This is a genomic window from Pseudomonas sp. AFG_SD02_1510_Pfu_092 (assembly GCF_003331055.1).
Classification (GTDB): Bacteria; Pseudomonadota; Gammaproteobacteria; order Pseudomonadales; family Pseudomonadaceae; genus Aquipseudomonas.
The window spans coordinates 48147-69997 of sequence record NZ_PUQD01000021.1; the positions used below are offsets into that span (position 1 = coordinate 48147).

The 21851-nt window shown below is 63.6% G+C and carries 19 protein-coding genes; 10 read left to right on the top strand and 9 right to left on the bottom strand.

Features of this window, described 5'->3' with window-relative positions:
• Nucleotides 1–145: 145 nt before the first annotated feature.
• The 5 genes from C6A77_RS11780 to C6A77_RS11800 form a co-directional block, all read right to left on the bottom strand.
• Nucleotides 146–847: an ATP-binding cassette domain-containing protein gene (locus C6A77_RS11780; RefSeq protein ID WP_013973921.1), complete on the bottom strand. Its 702-nt coding sequence runs from the start codon at nucleotides 845–847 to the stop codon at nucleotides 146–148.
• Nucleotides 848–1615 (bottom strand): high-affinity branched-chain amino acid ABC transporter ATP-binding protein LivG, encoded by a 768-nt coding sequence (livG, locus tag C6A77_RS11785; RefSeq protein ID WP_114169627.1) that lies wholly within the window; start codon nucleotides 1613–1615, stop codon nucleotides 848–850.
• Nucleotides 1612–2868, bottom strand: a complete 1257-nt coding sequence (locus C6A77_RS11790) for a high-affinity branched-chain amino acid ABC transporter permease LivM (protein ID WP_114169628.1) — start codon at nucleotides 2866–2868, stop codon at nucleotides 1612–1614. The genes livG and C6A77_RS11790 overlap by 4 nt, the downstream gene beginning before the upstream one ends.
• Nucleotides 2865–3788, bottom strand: coding sequence for a high-affinity branched-chain amino acid ABC transporter permease LivH (gene livH, locus C6A77_RS11795; RefSeq protein WP_025340356.1), 924 nt, complete (start codon nucleotides 3786–3788; stop codon nucleotides 2865–2867). The genes C6A77_RS11790 and livH overlap by 4 nt, the downstream gene beginning before the upstream one ends.
• Nucleotides 3789–3974: 186 nt before the next feature.
• Nucleotides 3975–5090, bottom strand: a complete 1116-nt coding sequence (locus tag C6A77_RS11800) for a branched-chain amino acid ABC transporter substrate-binding protein (protein ID WP_114169629.1) — start codon at nucleotides 5088–5090, stop codon at nucleotides 3975–3977.
• Between the two features lie 358 nt (nucleotides 5091–5448).
• On the opposite strand from C6A77_RS11800, the gene C6A77_RS11810 reads away from it, so the two are divergent.
• Nucleotides 5449–5760: a DUF2288 domain-containing protein gene (locus tag C6A77_RS11810; RefSeq protein WP_114169631.1), complete on the top strand. Its 312-nt coding sequence runs from the start codon at nucleotides 5449–5451 to the stop codon at nucleotides 5758–5760.
• A gap of 310 nt (nucleotides 5761–6070) precedes the next feature.
• A complete protein-coding gene (locus tag C6A77_RS11815; RefSeq protein ID WP_114169632.1) occupies nucleotides 6071–6958 on the top strand; it encodes an NAD(P)-dependent oxidoreductase in 888 nt (295 codons plus the stop codon).
• Here the strand turns inward: C6A77_RS11815 and C6A77_RS11820 are convergent.
• Nucleotides 6858–9122: an EAL domain-containing protein gene (locus C6A77_RS11820; protein ID WP_114169633.1), complete on the bottom strand. Its 2265-nt coding sequence runs from the start codon at nucleotides 9120–9122 to the stop codon at nucleotides 6858–6860. The genes C6A77_RS11815 and C6A77_RS11820 overlap by 101 nt on opposite strands.
• A 318-nt stretch (nucleotides 9123–9440) precedes the next feature.
• The gene (gene rapA / locus C6A77_RS11825) at nucleotides 9441–12287 is read right to left on the bottom strand and encodes an RNA polymerase-associated protein RapA (RefSeq protein ID WP_114169634.1); all 2847 of its coding nucleotides are present in this window, start codon (nucleotides 12285–12287) and stop codon (nucleotides 9441–9443) included.
• Between the two features lie 163 nt (nucleotides 12288–12450).
• Here rapA and C6A77_RS11830 point away from each other — a divergent pair, with 163 nt between their 5' ends.
• From C6A77_RS11830 to C6A77_RS11855, 8 genes are all read left to right on the top strand, one after another.
• Complete coding sequence (locus C6A77_RS11830; protein ID WP_114169635.1) at nucleotides 12451–13146, top strand: hypothetical protein; 696 nt, start codon at nucleotides 12451–12453, stop codon at nucleotides 13144–13146.
• A 61-nt stretch (nucleotides 13147–13207) separates the two neighbouring features.
• Entirely contained in the window at nucleotides 13208–13537 is a 330-nt protein-coding gene (locus C6A77_RS11835) for an aspartate-semialdehyde dehydrogenase (RefSeq protein ID WP_114169636.1), read from the top strand.
• A gap of 67 nt (nucleotides 13538–13604) precedes the next feature.
• Nucleotides 13605–13766 (top strand): hypothetical protein, encoded by a 162-nt coding sequence (locus tag C6A77_RS25725; RefSeq protein WP_164497669.1) that lies wholly within the window; start codon nucleotides 13605–13607, stop codon nucleotides 13764–13766.
• 135 nt (nucleotides 13767–13901) lie between these two features.
• On the top strand, nucleotides 13902–14018 hold the full coding sequence (gene ccoM / locus C6A77_RS26115) for a cytochrome c oxidase subunit CcoM (RefSeq protein ID WP_025340347.1): 117 nt from the start codon (nucleotides 13902–13904) through the stop codon (nucleotides 14016–14018).
• A gap of 236 nt (nucleotides 14019–14254) precedes the next feature.
• Nucleotides 14255–16243: an FUSC family protein gene (locus tag C6A77_RS11840; protein ID WP_114169637.1), complete on the top strand. Its 1989-nt coding sequence runs from the start codon at nucleotides 14255–14257 to the stop codon at nucleotides 16241–16243.
• Nucleotides 16230–16436 carry a DUF1656 domain-containing protein gene (locus C6A77_RS11845; RefSeq protein WP_114169638.1) on the top strand — a complete coding sequence of 69 codons (207 nt, stop codon included), beginning with the start codon at nucleotides 16230–16232 and terminating at the stop codon, nucleotides 16434–16436. Before C6A77_RS11840 ends, C6A77_RS11845 begins: the two co-directional genes overlap by 14 nt.
• Before the next feature lie 11 nt (nucleotides 16437–16447).
• Nucleotides 16448–17305: an HlyD family secretion protein gene (locus tag C6A77_RS11850; protein WP_114169639.1), complete on the top strand. Its 858-nt coding sequence runs from the start codon at nucleotides 16448–16450 to the stop codon at nucleotides 17303–17305.
• Between the two features lie 210 nt (nucleotides 17306–17515).
• The gene (locus tag C6A77_RS11855) at nucleotides 17516–17845 is read left to right on the top strand and encodes a DUF2025 family protein (RefSeq protein ID WP_114169640.1); all 330 of its coding nucleotides are present in this window, start codon (nucleotides 17516–17518) and stop codon (nucleotides 17843–17845) included.
• 51 nt (nucleotides 17846–17896) lie between these two features.
• On the opposite strand, the gene C6A77_RS11860 is transcribed toward C6A77_RS11855, so the two are convergent.
• Both C6A77_RS11860 and C6A77_RS11865 read right to left on the bottom strand, forming a co-directional pair.
• Nucleotides 17897–20482 (bottom strand): EAL domain-containing protein, encoded by a 2586-nt coding sequence (locus C6A77_RS11860; protein ID WP_114169641.1) that lies wholly within the window; start codon nucleotides 20480–20482, stop codon nucleotides 17897–17899.
• Nucleotides 20483–20599: 117 nt separating this feature from the next.
• Entirely contained in the window at nucleotides 20600–21496 is an 897-nt protein-coding gene (locus tag C6A77_RS11865) for a formate/nitrite transporter family protein (RefSeq protein ID WP_114169642.1), read from the bottom strand.
• Between the last annotated feature and the right edge of the window lie 355 nt (nucleotides 21497–21851).

The window sequence follows — 21851 nt, forward strand, 5'->3', positions numbered from 1 at the left end:
TATCGCCGGCAAGCCAGCTCCCACAGGTACCCACAATCCTCAGGAACTGTGGGGTACCTGTGGGAGCTGGCTTGCCGGCGATAGGGCCAGTACAGGCAATACATGTTTTACAGGCAGAAAAAAGGGCCCGAAGGCCCTTTTCCAATCAGCCTCCCAGATACGCGTCGCGCACTTTCGGGTCGGTCAGCAGCGCCTCACCGGTCCCCTGCATCACCACCCGGCCGTTCTCCAGCACGTATGCCCGGTCAGCGATCTTCAGCGCCTGGTTGGCGTTCTGCTCGACCAGGAACACGGTCACGCCATCGCGGCGCAGCTGTTCGATGATGTCGAAGATCTGCTGGATGATGATCGGCGCCAGGCCCAGCGAAGGTTCGTCGAGCAGCAGCAGTTTGGGCTTGCTCATCAGCGCCCGGCCGATGGCGAGCATCTGTTGCTCGCCACCGGACATGGTGCCGCCACGCTGGATGTATCGCTCCTTCAGGCGCGGGAACAGCTGCAGCACCTTGTCCAACTGCTCCTGATAATCGCCCTTGTCGGTGAAGAAGCCACCCATTGCCAGGTTTTCCTCGACAGTCAGGCGGGAGAACACGCGGCGGCCTTCCGGCACCACCGCGATGCTTTTACGCATGATGTGCGAGGACGGCTGGCCGACCAGCTCTTCACCCAGGTACTTGATGCTGCCACTGTGCGCCTGCGGCGAGCCGCACAGGGTCATCAGCAAGGTCGACTTGCCGGCACCGTTGGCGCCGATCAGGGTGACGATCTCGCCCTGGTTGATCTCCACATTGACGCTGTGCAGCGCCTGGATCTTGCCGTAGAAGGTGGAAACGTTCTCGAACTTCAGCATTTACGCTTCCCCCAGGTAGGCTTTGATCACTTCAGGGTTGTCGCGGATCTCTTCCGGCGTGCCGTGGGCCAGGGGGGTGCCCTGGTTGATCACCACGATATGGTCGGAAATGCTCATCACCAGCTTCATGTCGTGCTCGATCAGCAGCACGGTGACGTTGTGCGACTCACGCAGGTAGGCGATCAGCGCCTTGAGGTCTTCGGTCTCCTTCGGGTTCAGGCCCGCGGCCGGTTCGTCGAGCATGATGATCCGCGGTTGGGTCATCATGCAGCGGGCGATTTCCAGGCGGCGCTGCTGGCCGTAGGCGAGGGTGCCGGCGGTACGGTTGGCGAACTCGGTCAGGTTGACCTTCTCCAGCCAGTACTGCGCGCGTTCCATGGCCTCCTTCTCGCTGCGGCGGAAGCTTGGGGTCTTGAACAGGCCGGCGAAGAAGTTGGTGTTCAGGTGGCGGTGCTGGGCGATCAGCAGGTTTTCCAGTGCGGTCATTTCCTTGAACAGGCGCACGTTCTGGAAGGTCCGCACCACGCCCTTGCGGGCGATCTGGTGGCCGGCCAGGCCCTGGATCGGCTGCCCATCGAGCAGGATGGTGCCGCCGCTGGGCTTGTAGAAGCCGGTCAGGCAGTTGAACACCGTGGTCTTGCCGGCGCCGTTCGGGCCGATCAGCGCCACCACCTGTTTTTCCTTGACGGTCAGGCCCACGCCGTTGACCGCCAACAAGCCGCCGAAGCGCATGCTCAGGCCGCTGACTTGCAGAATTTCACGGCTCATCGATGCAGCTCCATGTGTGGTCGTTGCATAGGCAGCAGGCCCTGCGGACGCCAGATCATCATCAACACCATCAGCGCACCGAACATCAACATGCGGTATTCGCTGAACTCACGCATCAGCTCGGGCAGCAGGATCATCACGATGGCCGCGAGAATCACGCCCAGTTGTGAGCCCATGCCGCCGAGCACGACGATGGCGAGGATGATCGCCGACTCGATGAAGGTAAACGATTCCGGGGTCACCAGGCCTTGGCGCGCAGCGAAGAAGCTGCCGGCGAAACCGGCGAAGCAGGCACCCAGGGTGAACGCCGAGAGCTTGATGATGGTGGGGTTCAGGCCCAGCGCACGGCAGGCGATCTCGTCTTCACGCAGCGCTTCCCAGGCACGGCCGATCGGCATGCGCAGCAGGCGGTTGATCACGAACAGCGCCAGCAGCGCCAGCAGCAGGGCGACCAGGTAGAGGAAGATGACCTTGTTGATCGAGTTGTATTGCAGCCCGAAGAACTCGTGGAAGGTCTGCATCCCCTCGGCGGCCTTGCGCTCGAAGGTCAGGCCGAAGAATTCCGGCTTGGGGATGTTGCTGATGCCGTTGGGGCCGCCGGTCCAGTCGGTGAGGTTACGCAGGAACAGGCGGATGATCTCGCCGAAGCCGAGGGTCACGATCGCCAAATAGTCACCGCGCAGGCGCAGCACCGGGAAGCCGAGCAGGAAGCCGAAGGTAGCGGCCATCAGGCCGGCGATCGGCAGGCACACCCAGAAGCTCCAGCCCAGGTAGTGCGAGAGCATGGCGTAGCTGTAGGCGCCGACGGCGTAGAAGCCGACATAACCGAGGTCGAGCAGGCCCGCCAGGCCGACCACGATGTTCAGGCCCAGGCCCAGCAACACGTAGATCAGGATCAGCGTGGCAATGTCGACCGCACCGCGTGAGCCGAAGAACGGCCACACCAGTGCTGCCACGATCAGGCCCAGGATTACGTAGCGCTGGGTTTTCGGCAGGGTCAGGTAGTTGCTGACCGCCGGCGGGATCAGCTTGCGATCCGAACGGCGGCCCATTACTGCACTCCACTGCTTGTCGAACAGCACGCGCAGGAACATCAGTACCGAACACACGGCGATGATGCTGATGGTGAACGAGCCCTGGCTGTGCACCGCCAGGCTGATGCCGTCGATGCTCAGTTTCAGGCCCAGTACCGGGAAGGCCACGGCCCAGACCAGCAAGGCGCTGAAGAACGCCTGTTTGAGATTTCTGTTCATACTTTTTCAACCTCCGGGCGGCCCAGAATGCCGGTCGGCCGGAATAGCAGGACAAGAACCAACAAGCCGAATGCCACTACGTCCTTGTACTGGTCGCCGAAGATATCGGCGCCGAACGCTTCGGCCACACCCAGCACCAGCCCGCCGAGCATGGCGCCCGGGATGCTGCCGATGCCACCCAGCACCGCCGCGGTGAAGGCCTTCAGGCCCACCAGGAAACCGGCGTTGGGGTTGATCACCCCGTACTGCATGCTCAGCAGCACGGCCGCCACCGCCGCCAGGGCGGCACCGATGACGAAGGTGAGGGCGATGATGTTGTTGGTGTTGATGCCCAGCAGGTTGGCCATCTTGATGTCCTCGGCGCAGGCGCGGCAGGCGCGGCCCAGGCGGGAACGGGAGATGAACAGGGTGAGGCAGGTCATGGCCACCAGGGTGACCACGAACACCAGGATCTGCATGTAGCTGATCAGGACTTCTTCCGCACCGCCTGGCCCGAACGAGAAGCTGCCGGGGATCAGGTTGGGGATGGATTTGTCCTTGGAGTCTTGCGACAGCAAGACGGTGTTCTGCAGGAAGATCGACATGCCGATGGCAGAGATCAGCGGGATCAGACGGTTGCTGTTGCGCAGGGGGCGGTAGGCAACCCGTTCGATGCTGTAGCCATAGGCACTGGTAACGAAGATCGTCGCGACGAAGGCGACGGTCATCAGGATCGGCAGCGAATGGATACCCATCATGGCCAGGCCCGCCAGGGCGATGAAGGCCACGTAGGAACCGATCATGTAAACCTCGCCGTGGGCGAAGTTGATCATGCCAATGATGCCGTACACCATCGTGTAGCCGATGGCGATCAAGGCATAGGTGCTGCCGATGGTCAATCCATTAACCAGTTGTTGGAAGAAATGGTAGATCTCAGGCATTACAGCGCTCCTAAAAACCTGATTTGCATTTCGCTGGCGGGGGTACGGCCAGGAAACCGCGGGTGACGGTTTTAAGATTTTCAGGTGAGCCCGCCCCCGGATCGCGGGGATCAGGCCCATGAACCTCGTAAAACAAAGCCCACTGCTCGCACAGTGGGCTTCTACGGTCAGCTATTAGTCACGCAGTTACTGAGGGGAGACTTCGGTCTTCGGCTTGCCGAAGTGCCATTCGTAGACCACGAATTTGAAGTCTTTCAGGTCGCCTTTCTCGTCGTAGGACAGGGTGCCGGTCGGGGTCTTGAAGGAACCGGCGTGGATGGCCTCGGCCACCTTGTCGGTGTCTTCGGACTTGGCCGCCTTGATACCTTGGGCGATCAGTTCGACAGCCGAGTAGGCCGGGAACACGAACGGGCCGCTCGGGTCCTTGCCGTCGGCCTTGATGGCGTCGACGATGGCCTTGTTCTCTGGGTCGGCGTCGAACGACTTCGGCAGGGTCACCAGCAGGCCTTCGGAGGCGTTCTGGGCGATCTGCGAGATGGAGTCGTTACCCACGCCTTCCGGGCCCATGAACTTGGCTTTCAGGCCTTTTTCCTGAGCCTGGCGCAGGATCAGGCCCAGCTCCGGGTGGTAGCCGCCGTAGTAGACGAAGTCGACGTTGTTCTGCTTGAGCTTCTGGATGATCGAGGAGAAGTCCTTGTCACCGGCGTTCAGGCCTTCGAACACGGCAACCTTGGTGCCTTTGCCTTCCAGGGTCTGCTTGACCGCAGTGGCGATGCCTTCACCGTACTGCTGCTTGTCGTGCAGTACCGCGACCACTTTCGGTTTGACGTGGTCGGCGATGTAGTTGCCGGCGGCCGGGCCCTGAGCGCTGTCCAGGCCGATGGTGCGGAAGATCAGTTTGTAGCCACGGGCGGTGATTTCCGGCGAGGTGGCGGCCGGGGTGATCATGATCACGCCTTCGTCTTCGTAGATGTCGGACGCAGGCTGGGTGGAGCTGGAGCACAGGTGGCCGATGACGAACTTGACGCCGTCGTTGACCACTTTGTTGGCGACTGCCACGGCCTGTTTAGGGTCGCAGGCGTCGTCGTATTCCTTGGCTTCGAGCATCTTGCCATCGACGCCGCCCTTGGCGTTGATGTCCTTGATGGCTTGCTTGGCGCCGATGAACTGCATGTCGCCGTACTGGGTCACAGGGCCGGTCTTAGGGCCCGCGATCCCGATCTTGATGGTATCGGCGGCAAACGAATGGCTGGCTACCCCGGCCAGAACCATTGCGGCGAACAGCTTGGAAATCTTGATCATAGTGCTCCACTCATTCTGTTGTAATTCTTATAGTCCTGGCGGCCAGGGCTACAGACCGGGCGGGATTTGCGGCGTGGCCATGCCATCGCGCAAGCCCACCTTCCCCCGGAACATGTCCCGGAACTGTACCGGTACAGTGTAGAGCGCTGGTCGAGCGCTTGAAAAGCGGTCGAAAAGTGCCTGTTTCCTGGGTTGTCGCTTGATCGACACAAAGATACAGAAAAGCGCCATCAAACTGCCTGCATCTGCGATCCCGCCCCACAACTTCGGGATCAATCGACCAAATTACGTATTTGAAACCGGGTTTTTCTGCAAAAATGCCGGCCTTTTTTATTGGCGATTTTTGCGGATACCACCCATGACTGATCAAACAAGCACCCTCTATGCCAAATTGCTTGGCGAGACGGCAATCATCGAGTGGAAAGCGTTGGAGCGCTTCTGGGCCAAGGGTGACCTGATTTGGGTCGACCCCAGCCTTGACCTGATTGCCGTTGCCGAGGCGATGGCCGAGAATCGCAGCGAGATCTTCGCCAAGTGGCGTAGTGATGGCACTGTCGGGCCGGTCACGGCCGAGCAGGCTTTGGACCTGCAAAGCCGCGATCCAGAGATCTGGGCGGTGGTGGTTTCGCCGTTCATCGTGATCCAGATGAAGGGCGCGGCACAGGCATGATCGTTTTTGGTGCGCGATAATGCGCAGCGGCCCCGTTTTGGTGCTTGATGGCGCTCAAGGCGGGTGGAGGTAAGTAACAATTCGGCGTGGCGGTAACAGTTTACGGGATGCGTAATGGGGGCTGCCTTGCAGCCCATCGCTGGCAAGCCAGCTCCACAGGTCAGGTGCAGCCCTGTAAAGCTGCACCGAACCCTGTGGGAGCAATTGTCTTACTCAATTTCTAAAGGCTGGCGCGAACCCTGTGGGGGCTGGCTTGCCAGCGATGGGCCGCACAGCGGCCCCCGGTTATTCGAATAGTCAGGAGTCATCGATGAGCACTGCACTACCTTCGCTTGGATTCGCCGGTATCGGCCTGATGGGCCTGCCCATGTGCCGGCGCCTGCTGGCCGCGGGCTACCCGCTGACCGTATGGAACCGCAGCCCGGACAAGTGCGCCGCACTGGTCGACGCCGGCGCGCGCCTGGCCGGCAGCCCTGCCGAGCTGTGCCGCGACAGCGACATGGTGCTGCTGTGCCTGGCTGACACGGTCGTGGTGCGCGAGGTCGTGTTCGGCGAGCAAGGCATTGCCCAGGGTGGGCGCAGCGGCCAGTTGCTGATCGACTTCTCCAGCCTGGAACCTACCGCTACCCGGGAAATGGCCGCCGAACTGGCGGCGCTGTGCGGCATGGCCTGGCTGGATGCGCCAGTGTCCGGTGGCACCCCCGGGGCCGAAGCCGGCACCCTGGCGATCATGGTCGGTGGCGAGGCCGCCGACTTGCAGCGTGCACAGCCGGTGCTGCAGGTGCTCGGCCAGCGGGTGACGCACATGGGCGCCGTCGGCGCGGGGCAGGTGACCAAGGCCTGCAACCAGATGATCGTCGCCTGCAATGCCCTGGTCATCGCCGAAGTGGTGGCGTTGGCGGAACAGTCCGGGGTAGACGCGACGCTGCTCGCCGAAGCCTTGGCGGGCGGCTTTGCCGATTCCAGGCCACTGCAGATTCTTGCGCCACAAATGGCCGAAAGCCGCTTCGAGCCGATCAAGTGGCACGTCCGCACGCTGCTCAAGGACCTGGATGGCGCGGTCAGGTTCTCCCGCGAGCAAGGTTCGGCGACCCCGCTCAGTGGCCTCGCCGCGCAATTGATGCGCCTGCATGCAAGCCAAGGGTATCTGCACAAGGATCCGGCGACCCTGGTTGAACTGTACCGTAGCAAGGGTTGAGCACAGCGCTCTGCTGCTGCAGCCGCTCCAGCAACGGCCGCAGTTCGGCCAGCGGCTCCGGGCGGCCCAGCAGGTAGCCTTGCAGGTAATCGCAGCCATGGGCCTCGAGGAACGCCAGTTGCTCGGGGGTTTCCACGCCCTCGCTGACCACCTGCAAATGCAGGGTATGGGCCATGACGATGATCGCCTGGACGATCTCGCGGTCCTTCTGGCTGCCCGGCACCTCTTGCAGGAAGGTGCGGTCGATTTTCAGCACATCCAGCGGCAGGCGTTTGAGGTAGGCCAATGACGAGTAGCCGGTGCCGAAGTCATCGATCGACAGGGCCACGCCCAGGGCGCGCACGCGCTTGAGCAGGTTGACCGTGCGCTGGAGGTCACCCATCAGGGCGTTCTCGGTCACTTCCAGCTCCAGCTGCCAGGGCGCGAGCCCGGCGTGGGACAGCGCCTGTTCCACTTCGTTGGGCAGTTCGTCGTGGCTGAGGGTGACGGCCGAACAATTGACCGTGACTTTGAGGCTGCCGTAGCCGTGGCGCTGCAGGTAGGCCAGGTCGGCACAGGCACGGCGCAGCACCCACAGGTCGAGGTCGATGATCAGCCCGTTGGCTTCGGCAATGGCGACAAACCGCTCCGGCCCGAGCAAGCCATGTTGCGGGTGTTGCCAGCGCACCAGCGCCTCCAGTTTCGCCACCTGCCTGCTGCGCAGGTCGAAAATCGGCTGGTAGTGCACGCACAGCCCATGCTCCTCGAGCAGGGCCAGGCGTAGCTCTTCTTCCAGTTGCAAGGCGATCGTGGCACGGGTTTTCAGGCTGTCATTGAAGAAGTTCAGGCTGTTGCGCCCATTGCCTTTGGACTGGTACAGGGCGAGGTCGGCATGTTTGAGCAGCTCTTCGGCGGTGCCGCCGTCGTCGGGGAAGATGCTGATGCCGATGCTGGTGGTCATGACCATGCGCCGGCCGCCGAGGTCGATGGGCTCTTTCATCCGCTGCATGATGCGCTGGGCCAGATGGCGGGCTTCGTCGCGGCTGTTGAGGCTGGTGACCACACAGAACTCGTCGCCGCCAAAGCGCGCGACCAGGTCATGGTTGCGGGTGGCGGCCCTGATGTGGCTGGCAATCGCTTTCAGCAACTGGTCACCGGCATCGTGGCCGAGGCTGTCGTTGATGCGCTTGAAGTGGTCGATGTCGAGGAACATCACCGCCAGGCGGCTTTCCGTGGCGCGGTGTTCGGCCAGCCGTTCGGCGAATACCTGGTTGAAACCGCGACGGTTGACCAGGTTGGTCAGGGCATCGTAATGCGCGGCCTGCTGCAACGAAGCGCGGGCCTGGTCCAGCTGGCTGAGCAGCACGCTGACCCGGCGCAGGTCGTGCTCCTTGCTTTGCAGCTTTTTGTCGGCCAGCGCGGCGCTGACGCTGGCACCACTGATCAGCAGGGTAATGAAGCCGATGCCCAGCGCCAGTTGCAGGCTGTTGTCGCCAGAGGGCAGGCGCAGGGCGGTGTCGGCCGGAATGACCAGGGTCAGCGCCGACATCGCGGTGAAGTGGGTGGCAACGATGCCGCCGGCGATCAGCAGGCTGGCGCCATATTTCATGGCCTGGTGCAGGGTGCCGCTGCCATGACGGAAGTAGCGGGCCAGGAACAGCGCCGCCAGGCTGGTGAGCAGGGCAATGCTGGCAGAGGCCAGCAGCAGCCCGGTCTGATAGTACTGGCGGGCGCCGGTCTCCAGGGCGGCCATGCCGACGAAGTGCATGAAGATGATGCCCATGGCGATCAGCACGGCACTTTGCAGGTAATGGTGCGCCTGCATCTGGCTGCGGTCGAGGCTGTGCATGGCCAGCCAGGCGACGGCCAGGGCGATGAGCAGCGAAAGGATGGTCAGCGACGCGTCGTAGTGCACCTCCACCGGGGCCTGGAAAGCCAGCATGCTGATGAAGTGCATCGCCCAGATGCCGCCGGCCAGGCAGCAGGCACCGAGCATGCTCCATTGCCGGTGGGTGGTGGGTTCGGCGCTGTGGGACTGGCGTTCGGCCATGTCCAGGGTGGCGAGGCAGGCCGCACAGGCGACGATGTAGGCGAGCAGAACCAGGAACGGTTCATGTCGGCAATCGATGACGATGCGTCCGGTTGCCGGCAGGTCGGCGAACAGTTGCAGCCCCAGCCATTCCATGGAATGCCTCTTGATCGAGTTTTCACTCGTCTGCGCTACAACCCTGTGCAGACTGTCCAGAGGCAGTATAGGAAGAGGTGTTTAACCCTTCCTGACTAATGGCATATTGATCTCTACGATTTGGTGATAAACCTGATCGCAGCAGGGAATATGTATGGGTTCTGAAAATTGGCCCCCCCCGGGGGAGCGGCCTTGTGTCGCAAAAGGGCTGCAAAGCAGCCCCTGCAATTTCAACTATTGCGCGTCAATTCTGGGCCGCGTTGCGGCCCTTTCGCGACACAACGCAGCTCCCACAAAGGCGGCGGTGTCTGACCTGTATTAGCCAGCCACCAGCACGCGAATGGCTTCCAGGCGCAATGCCGCTTTGTCGAGCATCGCCAGGCCATCTTCACGCTGCTTGCGCAGCGCCTCGATCTCGCTGTCGCGCACGCTTGGGTTCACCGCTTGCAAGGCCACCAGACGGGCCAGTTCTTCGTCGGCTTCCGCTGTCAGGCGGCGCTGTGCTTCGGCCACGCGCTCGATGTGCGCCGGCATGATCTTCGCCTCGCCACTGCTGATGCGCTGGGCCAGCACATCACGCTGGGCCTGGACGAACTTGTTGGCGCTGGCACGCGGCACGCTTTCCAGCTGGTCATTGAGGGTTTCGAAGGCCACGCGCGAAGCCAGGTCGTTGCCGTTGGCATCGAGCAGGCAACGCAATGCTGCCGGCGGCAGATAACGTCCCAGCTGCAGGCTGCGCGGTGCCACCACCTCGCTGACGAACAACAGCTCGAGCAGCACGGTGCCGGGTTTGAGCGCCTTGTTCTTGATCAGCGCCACGGCGGTGTTGCCCATCGAGCCGGACAGCACCAGGTCCATGCCGCCTTGCACCATCGGGTGTTCCCAGGTGAGGAACTGCATGTCCTCGCGCGACAGCGCCTGGCCACGGTCGTAGGTGATGGTCACGCCTTCGTCGTCGCCCAGCGGGAAGCTGGCGTCGAGCATCTTCTCGCTCGGCTTGAGGATCAGCGCGTTCTCGGAATGGTCTTCACTGTCGATGCCGAAGGCGTCGAACAGGGTTTCCATGTAGATCGGCAGGGCGAACTGGTCGTCCTGCTCGAGAATGGCCTCGACCAGCGCCTGGCCTTCGCCGGCACCGCCGGAATTGAGCTCCAGCAGGCGGTCACGGCCGCTATGCAGTTCGGCCTCCAGGCGTTCGCGCTCGTTGCGCGCGTCGGCCACCAATGCATCCCAGGCCTTGCTGTCGCCGCTTTCGAGCAATGGCAGCAGGCGCGGGCCGAACTGGTGCTGCAGGGCATTGCCGGTCGGGCAGGTGTTGAGGAAGGCGTTGAGGCCTTCGTGGTACCACTGGAACAGGCGCTCTTGCGGGCTGTCCTGCAAGTACGGGATGTGCAGCTGGATCGTGTGCTTCTGGCCGATACGGTCGAGGCGGCCGATGCGCTGTTCGAGCAGGTCGGGGTGCGCCGGCAGGTCGAACATCACCAAGTGATGGGCAAACTGGAAGTTGCGGCCTTCGCTGCCGATCTCGGAGCAGATCAGCACCTGCGCGCCGAACTCTTCGTCGGCGAAGTAGGCGGCGGCGCGGTCGCGCTCGAGGATGCTCATGCCTTCATGGAACACCGAGGCCGGGATGCCGGAACGCACGCGCAGGGCGTCTTCCAGGTCCATCGCGGTTTCGGCGTGGGCGCAGATCACCAGCACCTTGGTGCGCTTGAGCATCTTCAGGGTGTCGATCAGCCAGTCGACGCGCGGGTCGAAACGCCACCAGCGTTGGTCATCAGCCACCTCAGCCTGGGCCTGGAAGGCGACTTCCGGGTACAGCTCGGCATGCTCGCCGGCTGGCAGCTCGCGGTATTGCTCGGGCGTGGCCAGTGGGTAAGGGTGCAGTTGACGTTCAGGGAAGCCCTGGATCGCCGCGCGGGTGTTACGGAACAGCACGCGGCCGGTGCCGTGGCGGTCGAGCAGCTCGCGGATCAGCCGCGCGCTGGCCTGGGTGTCGCCATCGCTGACAGCTGCCAGCAGGGCCTCGCCTTCGGCCCCCAGGAAGCCCTGGATAGTGGCGTGCGCCTTGGGCGACAGACGGCCTTCGTCGAGCAGTTCCTGTACCGCTTCGGCCACCGGGCGATAGTGCTCGCTCTCGGCGCGGAAGGCTGCCAGGTCGTGGAAACGGTTGGGGTCGAGCAGGCGCAGGCGGGCGAAGTGGCTGTCCTGGCCGAGCTGCTCGGGGGTGGCGGTGAGCAGCAGCACGCCCGGGATCACCTGGGCCAGCTGCTCGACCAGGCCATACTCGGCGCTGACCTGGTCTTCGTGCCAGACCAGGTGGTGCGCTTCGTCGACCACCATCAGGTCCCAGCCGGCGGCGAACAGCGCGTCCTGGGCCTTTTCGTCATCGACCAGCCACTCCAGGGCGACCAGCGCCAGCTGGGCATCCTCGAACGGGTTGCTGGCATCGCTCTCGATGAAACGCTCGGCGTCGAACAGCGCCACCTGCAGGTTGAAGCGGCGGCGCATTTCCACCAGCCACTGGTGCTGAAGGTTTTCCGGCACCAGGATCAGTACGCGGCTGGCGCGGCCCGACAGCAGCTGGCGATGAATCACCAAGCCGGCCTCGATGGTTTTGCCCAGGCCCACTTCGTCAGCCAGCAACACGCGTGGCGCGCTGCGGTCGGCCACTTCGCGGGCGATGTGCAACTGGTGGGCGATGGGTTGGGCGCGGCAGCCGCCCAGGCCCCACAGCGTCGACTGCATCTGCTTGCTGGTGTGCTGCAGGGTGTTGTAGCGCAGGCTGAACCACGCCAGCGGGTCGATCTGCCCGGCGAACAGGCGGTCGCTGGCCAGGCGGAACTGGATGAAGTTCGACAGCTGGGTTTCTGGCAGGGTGCGCGGCTGGTTCTGCCCGTCCAGGCCGTGGTAGACCATCAGCCCGTCGATGTCCTCGACCTCGCGCACGGTCAGCTTCCAGCCTTCGAAGTGGGTGATCTGGTCTCCGGGCGAGAAGCGCACGCGGGTCAGCGGCGCATTGCGCAGGGAATACTGGCGGGTGTCGCCAGTGGCCGGGTAGAGCACGGTCAACAGGCGGCCATCCTGCGCCAGGATGGTACCCAGGCCGAGCTCGGCTTCGCTGTCGCTGATCCAGCGTTGCCCCGGTTGATACTGCTGCGCCATACTGCCTGAACTCCCGCGATGAAAAAGCCGATTATGTTAACGGATCGGCCGGTCAGACCAAAGTGCCGAACGCATCGAAAGGTGCCGAAGCGTGACAGCTAGTGCAACAGTCTAGTCGCTTCATCGCCCCCCACCGTGCTGCCGACGAGGGCCCCGCATCAACATGCCTGCCAAGCACCGCTGGATCAGCAGTTCGATGGCCGTGGGCAGCCTGTTGCTGCTGGCCGCCTGCGAACAGAAAAGTTTCGAGACCTTGCCCGCCATCCCGATCGAGCAGCTCGAGGTGCTGGGCGTGCAGACGCCGATCAAGAGCGTGCACTTTCGCGACCGTGACGGTGAAGGCCTGCTGGTCTTGAGCCGCAGCGATGGCCAGGCCAGCGACCCGGAAAGCGAGCAGGAAGTGGACAAGGTGGTGCTCGAGGCCACGCTGTACGGGCGAAGCGCCGAAAGCGACGCGTTCAAGGCGCGCTGGCAGATCGAGCAGGAAACCACCTGCCCGGGCCTGGACCTGGATGTGGACTTCTACAACGACGTCAGCGATGTCGGCGACCTCGACCAGAACGGTATCGCCGAGGTGACGGTTGCCAGCCACGCCTTCTGCGGCGGCGGCATCGACCCGCACGACATCGCCATCGAGATGCGCGAAGGGCAGGCCAGTTACACCATCACCGGCCAGTCGCTGATTACTCCGGCAGGTGAAGAGCCGATCGGCGGTGAGCGCGAGGACAGTGCCTCGCTCAAAGCCGCGCCGCAGGTGTTGCGTGCGCACATGGACGCGGTCTGGCAGCAGGTGTACAAGCGGCCCTGGAGCGAGGCCAGCCCGCCAGCGGGCAACGAACCTGACGAAGAACCCGAATAACTGCTGTCCATACCTTCAAGGTAAGCCTGTGTCTGCCGATACAGGGGTACAGGAGAACTCAATGCTGCCGCCGATCATTCCGCTCAGTGCCGCCCCGGTGACCTCGCAACAGGACCCGGTCAAGCCCACCCCCGACATCAAGCCGGTGGTGCCGACGCAGCCTGCTTCCAGTGAAAGCTCCATCGACCTCAAGCACCAGCGCGACCCGCAGGAGCAGGCGCTGTTGCTGCGCGATGAACAGCGCCGCCAGCAGCGCCGCCGGCAGAACGGCGACGACGAACGCTACAACGCGATGCCGGGTGACGAGGTCAACGCCGATAACACCGTGCCGGTGGCGCCGTTGATGGGTGAGCATGGTCGCCAGGGGCTGCTGGTCGACATCGAAGTCTGACGCAGGGCTGGTCAGCGCCTGCGCCTGGCTTCATCATGAACGTCTCAGTTGATCGTCGAGCCCGCCCATGAGCCAAGACAACCTCATCGATTTCGATGCCGAACGCGCCAAGCGCGTCCATGACCTCAAGGAAAAGCGCCTGAACGAAATGCGCAACGCGTTCGAGCAGGCCCTGCCGTTGAACAGCGCCCGGAAAAAGAAGCCCAAGGGCAAGCCGAAGAAGCGCTGAAACTTGACCCAGGTCAACCCTGTACCCGCCTCGTGTGCCCGGCCCCGGGCACTATTGACACCGATCAATTTTCCCCGCCCCTGCATTGGTTAACGTGCACCCATCGGACAACGGCAAACGAATGGGGAGGCCAGCATGTTCTTCGACAACGTGGTTATCGCCGGGGTGGTAACGGTCGGGTTGATGGTCGTCTTCTTTGCCGGTCTGGGCATTTTCATCTGGAAGGACTCGAACAAGCGCAAGCCGCGCTGACCTTCCGGGTACACGAGCACGCAAGGCATTTAGGGCGACTTCGGTCGCCCATTTTTTTTGCCCGCTATTTCTCTATTACCTGCGCGGCCCCTGTGGGAGCGGGCGCGCCCGCGAAGGGGCCCGCACAGAAATCCGCAGCCCTACAAAGATGATTAGCTAGCTAATTAAACGACCGCCCTTTATCCTTCCCACCATTGTCTATCTTTCAACATGACCACCCCGGCAAGGTCCGCCTCGTGCCCATCACCCTCCAGGCCCTGTTCGCCCCCAGCAGCCTCGCGCTCAAGTTCGCCATCAAGACTTTGCTCGGTGGCGGCCTGGCATTGTGGCTGGCGATGCGCTGGGGCCTGGAGCAACCGGCCTGGGCATTGATGACCGCCTTCATCGTTGCCCAGCCGCTCTCAGGCATGGTGGTGCAGAAAGGCCTGGCGCGGCTGGCCGGGACGCTGGTCGGCACGCTGATGTCGGTGCTGTTCATCGGCTTGTTCGCCCAGGCGCCCGGCCTGTTCCTGCTCACCCTGGCGCTGTGGCTGGCCTTGTGCACCGCCGCCTCCACCCAACTGCGCAGCGCCTGGGCCTATGCCTTCGTGCTGGCCGGCTACACCGCAGCGATCATCGCCTTGCCGGCCATCGACCACCCGTTGCAGGTGTTCGACCAGGCCGTGGCGCGCTGCACCGAGATCTGCCTGGGGATCTTCTGCGCCACCGCCAGCAGTGCCTTGCTCTGGCCCATGCGGGTCGAGCAGCAACTGGCCGGGCAAGCCCGCCAGGCCTGGCAGAACGGCCTGCAGGCGGCCAGGGCCATGCTGGGCGGCGAGGATGAGGCGCGCAAAGGCTTGCTGGAAAGCTTGGGGCGTATCGTTGCCATCGACAGCCAGCGCGAACACGCCTGGTTCGAAGGAAATCGCGGGCGCCAGCGTGCCCGCGCCATCCGTGGTCTGAGCCAGAAACTGATGGTGCTGCTGCGTATTTCCCGCTCCGTGCGCCGACAGTGGCGGCAACTGGATGCACGCGAGGCCGAACACCTGTCGCCCTGGCTGGAGGCGGTGCGTGAGTGCCTGAGCGAGCCCGACCAGCCCAGCCTGCTGTTGCTGCGCCAGCGTATCTGGGATGCCGCCCAGGCCGAACAGATCAGTTCGGCGGAGCACTTCTGCCTGGCGCGGATGGCGCTGCTGCTGGATTACGCCATGGCCGCCAGCCAGGCGCTGGCGCAGGTGGAGGCGGGCAGGGCGCCCAAAGATGTATCCCAGGGGTTGGCCGTGCACCGCGACTGGTCGTTGGCCTTGCTGTTCGGTTCCCGCAGCGCCCTGGCCTTTCTGGTAATGAGCGGCTTCTGGCTGGCCACTGCCTGGCCTTCGGCACCGGGTGGGCTGGTGTTGACGTGCGTGGTCTGTAGCTTGTTCGCCAGCCGCGAGAACGGTGCGCAGATCGGCTTGAGCTTTTTACGCGGGATCCTTCTGGCCATACCTGCGGCGTTTCTGGTCGGGCAGGTTCTACTGCCGCAATGGAGCAGCTTCGCCATGCTCGCCCTGGGCATGGGCGTGCCGCTGTTTCTCGGTGCGCTGGGCATGGCGCACCCACGGACCGGCGCCACGGCCACTTCCTATTGCCTGCACTTCATCGTGCTGGTGTCACCACTCAATGCCATGCAGTTCGGCGTGGCGACCCTGCTCAACAGTGCCCTGGCCATGCTGGTGGGGGTAGCCGCGGCGGTGATGGCCTTCCGCTTGCTGGTGTTTCGCCACCCGGCCTGGCTGGGCCGACGTCTGCGCGCGGCCACCCAGAGCGACCTGGCACGCCTGACCCGGCGCGACCTGCGCGGGGCCGACAGCTGGTTTGGCGGGCGCATGGCCGACCGCCTGCTGCAGCTGGCGCGGCATGCCGGCGAACTGCCCGAATGCGAGCGCAAACGCTGGGATGACGGCCTGCACGGGCTGGATATCGGCGACGAGCTGGTGCACCTGCGCATGTGCCTGGCGGTCGCCCAGGCGCCGTTGGGGCAGGCCGAGCGCAATTATCTGCAGCAGGTCGAGGCAGTGCTGGCCAAGGGGCCGGCGCCTGGGCGCGGGCGGCAGCTGGATGCCGCTAGCGCACAGTTCATCGACGCTTTGCGCCGGCTACCCCCGAGCGACGCGCTGCGGTTGGCCGAAGGTGCGGTGCTGCAATTGCAGAAAAGCTGGGGCAAGTGGTGCCGCTGGCAGGAGGAAGCCCATGGGGTTGCGTGAATGGGAAATGGGCGGCGTGCTGTTCAGCCCCTTCCTGGTCTATGTGTTGCTGGCGCTGCTGCTCACCGGCCTGCTGCGCCTGCTGGTGCAGGCCACGCCGTTGGCGCGCTGGATCTGGCATGAGGCGCTGTTCGATGCCGCGCTGTTCGTTTGTGTGTTGTTCCTGGTGGTGCGCCTGCTGGGGACGTTATAAGGAGTGTTTCGATGCGTGCAGCCATACGTATCCTGGTGACCTTGTGTGTGGTGGCCCTTGCCGTGTTGGCCGGCTATCAGCTTTGGCAGTACTACATGCTCACCCCTTGGACCCGCGATGCCCGGGTGCGCGCCGATGTGGTGGTGATCGCCCCCGATGTGTCCGGTTGGGTGCGCGAGCTCAAAGTTCGTGACAACCAGCAGGTCAAGGCGGGCGATCTGCTGATGAGCATTGACCGCGAACGCTTCCAGGCCGCCTTCGACCAGGCCAGCGCCGTGACCGAAACCCGTGCCCAGCAACTGCGCCTGCGCGAGCGTGAGGCGGCCCGGCGAAGCGCGCTGGGGCCGGAGGCGATCAGTGCCGAGTTGCGTGAGAACGCGCAGATAAATGCCGCTATCGCGCGTGGTGAACTGCATGAGGCCGAAGCGCAGTTGCAGGTTGCCAAAATCAACCTGGCGCGCAGTGAAGTGCGCGCACCGCGCAGCGGGCATATCACCAACCTGCGCCTGGCCGAAGGCAATTATGTGAATACCGGGCAATCGGTGATGGCCCTGGTGGACGACTCGACCTTTTATATCCAGGCCTATTTCGAAGAAACCAAGCTGCCGCGCATCCGTGTCGGGGATGCGGTGAAGGTGTGGCTGATGGGCGCGGGCGAGCCGATGCAAGGGCATGTGGAAAGCATCAGCCGCGGCATCACCGACCGCAACAGCAACCCGGACAGCCAGTTACTGCCGGAGGTCGAGCCGACCTTCAACTGGGTGCGCCTGGCACAGCGGATTCCGGTTAGGATTCGCCTGGACCAGGTGCCTGATGGAGTAACCCTGAGCGCGGGGATGACGGCGAGTGTGCAGGTGCATGAACGGTAGAGTAGGCCGTGAGTGCCAAGGGGGCCGCACAGCGGCCCCGGGTTCTAGCCTGGTAACGGGGCAGTACGGACCTGCTGGTTGACACTGACCGATGAAAACCGTGGCATCGCGGCCGCGGCTTGCGTTAGGCTGCCGGTCACGAGTCGCCCGACAGAGGCGTCCTTCCCTGCCCGGCGTGCGTATCTTCCGATTTCATTGCGAGGTTACGTCATGGCCATCACTTCCCGGGACATCTGCAGCGCGGCCGACCAGCTCAAGGGCTTCGTCGGTTTTCATGGCAAGCGCGGCGTCCATATCGTGCGCTTTTCCGAAGACGCGTTCGGCATGGATGTGGCCGACGCCAGCATCACCCCCTGCAGCGAGTTCGTCTGGCGGCCCGAGCAAGGGCAGCGCATGGCGCTGTGCCGCGAACGGCTGGCGTTGTTGCTGGAGCAACATGTGGATGATCGCCTGAACATCAGCGAGCCGCTGCGCATCTACCTGCGCCGGCGCGACCTGCCGGAAATCGTGGCCGAGCGCAGCTTGCAGCAGCCTTGCTGAAAAGCCTCTGTGGGCGCATCAGGATCCGGGCAAGGCAGTTGCGTTGCCGTGCTACCGGCAGGGCGCCGAACGCCCGGATGCCTGCTGCAACAACGCGGCGAGCTTGGCACTGTCCACGGGCCGACTCAGGTAGTAGCCCTGCACTTCATGGCAATGGTCTTTCTCCAGCGCCCTGAGCTGCTGCTCGCTTTCCACGCCTTCGGCCGTCACGGTCAGCCCCATCGCTTCGCCCAGGTTGATGATCGCCTGGACCACGGCGCGGTCGCTGCCGCCGCTATTGTTCAGCCCGCCAATGAAGCGTTTGTCGATCTTGATGCTGTCGAACGGGTAGGTGCGCAGGTAGCCCAGCGACGAGTAGCCGGTACCAAAGTCGTCCATGTTCAGGCGTACACCCAGTTCCTTCAGCGACAGCATGGTGCCCAGCGCACCTTCGATGTCGTTGAGCATGACGTTCTCGGTGATTTCCAGCTCCAGGCGCTGGGCAGGGAAGGCGGTTTCCAACAGGATTTCGCGCACATCGGCCACCACATCGCTGCGCTGGAATTGCGCAGGTGACAGGTTCACCGAAACCAGCACATCGGCGGGCCAGTCGTGGGCGGTGCGGCAGGCTTCGCGCAGCACCCAGCGGCCCAGCGCAACGATGATGTCGCTTTGCTCGGCCAGCGGAATGAAAGTGTCCGGCCCCAGCAACCCTTCCTGCGGATGCTGCCAGCGCAGCAGGGCCTCGACCGCGACGATGTGCAGGTCGCCGAGGCGGTAGCGCGGCTGGTAATGCAGCTCGAATTCCTGGTCACGCAGGGCCCGCCGCATGTCGCTCTCCAGTTGCCGGCGATACTGGATCTGCTGGTTCATTTCGGCAGCGAAATAGCGCCAGGTGTTCTTGCCATCGGCCTTGGCCTGGTACAGCGCGATGTCGGCGCAGCGCATCAGCTCGCCGGCATCGAAGCCTTGCTCGCGGGCCTGCGCGACCCCGATGCTGGCGCCAACGTGCAGGGCCTGGCTGTCGAAAACGATGGGTTGTTGCAGCAGGCCGATCAGCCGCGCACAGAAGCGGTCGATCTCGCTGCGGTTGTCCAGGCCACTGAGCACCAGGACAAATTCGTCGCCACCCAGGCGCGCGACCATGTCGCCGTCACGGGTGCTGTCGCGCAGGCGTGTGGCTACCTCCTGCAGCACGGCGTCGCCGGCGGCGTGGCCGAGCGAGTCGTTGATCGGCTTGAAGTCGTCCAGGTCCAGCAGCAGCAGGGTCAGTGGCGGTGAATCGCTGCCGCGCAGCAGCGCCTGCTCCAGGTGCCGGGCAAGCTTGTTGCGGTTGGCCAGCCCGGTCAGCGGGTCGTGCAGCGACAGGTGCTGGATGCGCGCATGGGCATCGACTTCGTCGGTGATGTCACTGGCGGTGCCGCGATAGCCGATGGGCTTGCCGTCGGACCAGATGGCGCGGGCCGAAATCCGGCAGTAGCGGTTCTGGCCATTCTGGTCGCGGTAGGTGCAGCGCAGGTTGGCCAGTTGTTGCGGGTCGGCGGCGGCCAGGGCATCCAGCCATGGCGACAGGGGGGTGGTATCGCAGGCCAGCAATTGATTGAGCGGCTGGCCGAGCCACTCGACCACCGGGTAGCCGGTGACACGGGCAAAGCGTTGCGACAGGTAGGTTAGGCGTTGCTGTCGGTCGGTTTCCCAGATCCAGTCGGACGCCGACTCGGCCACCGCGCGGAAACGCTGCTCGCTGGCCTCCAGCGCCTGGTTGCTCTGTTGCAGGTCGGCAAGGCTGAGGTCGATCGCCCGCGAACTGCGCAAGGCATGGCGGAACAGGTACAACATCACCAGGCCGAGTATCAGCAAGGCACCGGCCAGTGGCGGCAACACCGCCCGCAGCAACTGGCGCCCCGGCAGCGGGCTGCTCCAGGACAGGTGGTAGCCGGTATCGCCGAGGCCGATGCGCAGGTGCTCGGCATCACTCAGATGATTCTTTTCCACATGCATGCCGCTCAGGCCGGCAGCAATGCTCAGGCGCGCCAGTTTGTCCTCGGTGAGCTGGTCGAGGAACAGCATCACCGGCGCCTGGCTTACCTCGCTTTCGCTGACATCCCGGTCCGGGCGCACCGCTGCGGCACTGAGCACCGCCGGCCAGCCGTTGAACAACACGTAACGGGTGATCTGTTCACGCGGGATGGCTGCCGCACGGGCCTGGGCAATGATCGTCGGCAGCGCTGCATCTATATAGGTGCTGGCTGGCGTCTGGGTCGGTTGGCCCTTGAACAAGGCATAGGTGGTGCTTGCGTCCTCGACCACGAACACGCCTTCATAGCCATTGGCACTGTACAGCGATTCACCCACGTTCTTTTCTTCGTAGGCCCATTTCCAGTCGGCGCGGCCTGCCAGGTGTTCGTAAGCTGCATCCCACACCGCGTAGCTGGACAGGAACTGGCGCGAGGCGAGCAGCCTTTGCTCGAGCGCCTGGGTTGCCTGCGCGGTGCTGCGCTGGCGATCCTCGTGGTTAAGAATGCCCGCGATATTGAACAGGGCGCCGAGGATGATCAGGCAGGCCAGGCCGAAAACCGCACTGAAACCGGCAATCAGGCGGCGCACCTGCAAGCGCGGCGCAGGGCTGGCGGGTGGAAGGTTGGCGGTCCTGGCCATGCGCGAGCGGCTCCTTTCAGGCAGCCTCCTGCCAGGTAGTCAGGAAGGAGGTTCAATCAGGATAGGCCAGCCTGAGCGCCGCGGCGTCGCCGCCGGCAAACCACCGCGTACCGGAATTCATTTTTTTCCGTCTTTTCGGCTCGCAACGGCGGATTGCGGGTCTTTCAGTAGTCGCGAAGGCGGTTTGCCGCTGTCGCTGCGCACCTGTGCATGGCTGATCAGGCCGAAGATGAAACTGCCGCCGATGATGTTGCCGGCCAAGGTCGGCAGGGCGAACTCCAGCCAGAAGCTGCGCCAGCTTTCATCGCCGGCCCAGACCAGGTACGACACCTCCACCGAGCCGACCACGATATGGGTGAAGTCGCCCAGGGCCATCAGGTAGGTGATCATCAGGATGATCCAGATCTTGGCGTGTTCCATCGACGGAATCATCCAGACCATGGTGGCGATCATCCAGCCCGATACGATGCCTTTGGCGAACATCTGGCTGATGTCGTTGTGCATGACCTTGCGGCCCACCTCGAGGAAGGCGATGTCGGTCTTGCTGTCGAAGATCGGCAACTCCAGCATTACCCAGGCCACCAGCAGGGTGCCGGCAAGGTTACCTGCCAGTACCACGCTCCACAGGCGCAGCAGGCGCCCGAAATTGGCCAGGGTAGGGGTGGTCATGACCGGCAACACGGCGGTCAGGGTGTTTTCCGTGAACAATTGCTGGCGCGCCAGTATCACCGCGAGGAAGCCGGCGCTATAGCCGATGCTGGCGACCACCTGGGCGCTGTCACCCTCCGGCAGGCGGGCGTAGAACAGGCCCATGGCCATGAGCGACAGGCCCATGGACAGCCCGGCGGCCAGTGCCGACCACCACAGTGCGGCGAGGGTCCGTTCCAGTTCCTGGTCGCCCTGGTAACGAATGATCTCGTGCAATACCGCCGCGCGTGGCGGCTGGTTCTGGCTGACCTCCTGCTCCTCGTCTGCCGACAGGCCAGGGGTTTTCTCGCTTTGCGCATCGCTCATGACCGCTACGCTCCGTTGGGGTGTTTCTCTACAGATTCGCGGCGCTTTCATTAGTTGCCGGCGCGCGGCCAAACACCGGCAGAAAGTTTTTTCAGATCAAGGTGTTGACTCTGATTTCAAAGCGCGTATTATTCGCCACCTCGCAGCGATAAACGCTTCGGGGCAAGCGTCAAGTGTTTGAAGTTGAAGGGTTTCGACAGGAACCTGCAGTAAAAAACTTCAAAATAAACGCTTGACAGCAAATGAGGAAAGCGTAGAATGCGCGCCTCGGTTGAGACGAAAAGCTCTTAACCAACCGCTCTTTAACAAATCGAATCAAGCAATTCGTGTGGGTGCTTGTGAGTATGGGCTGATA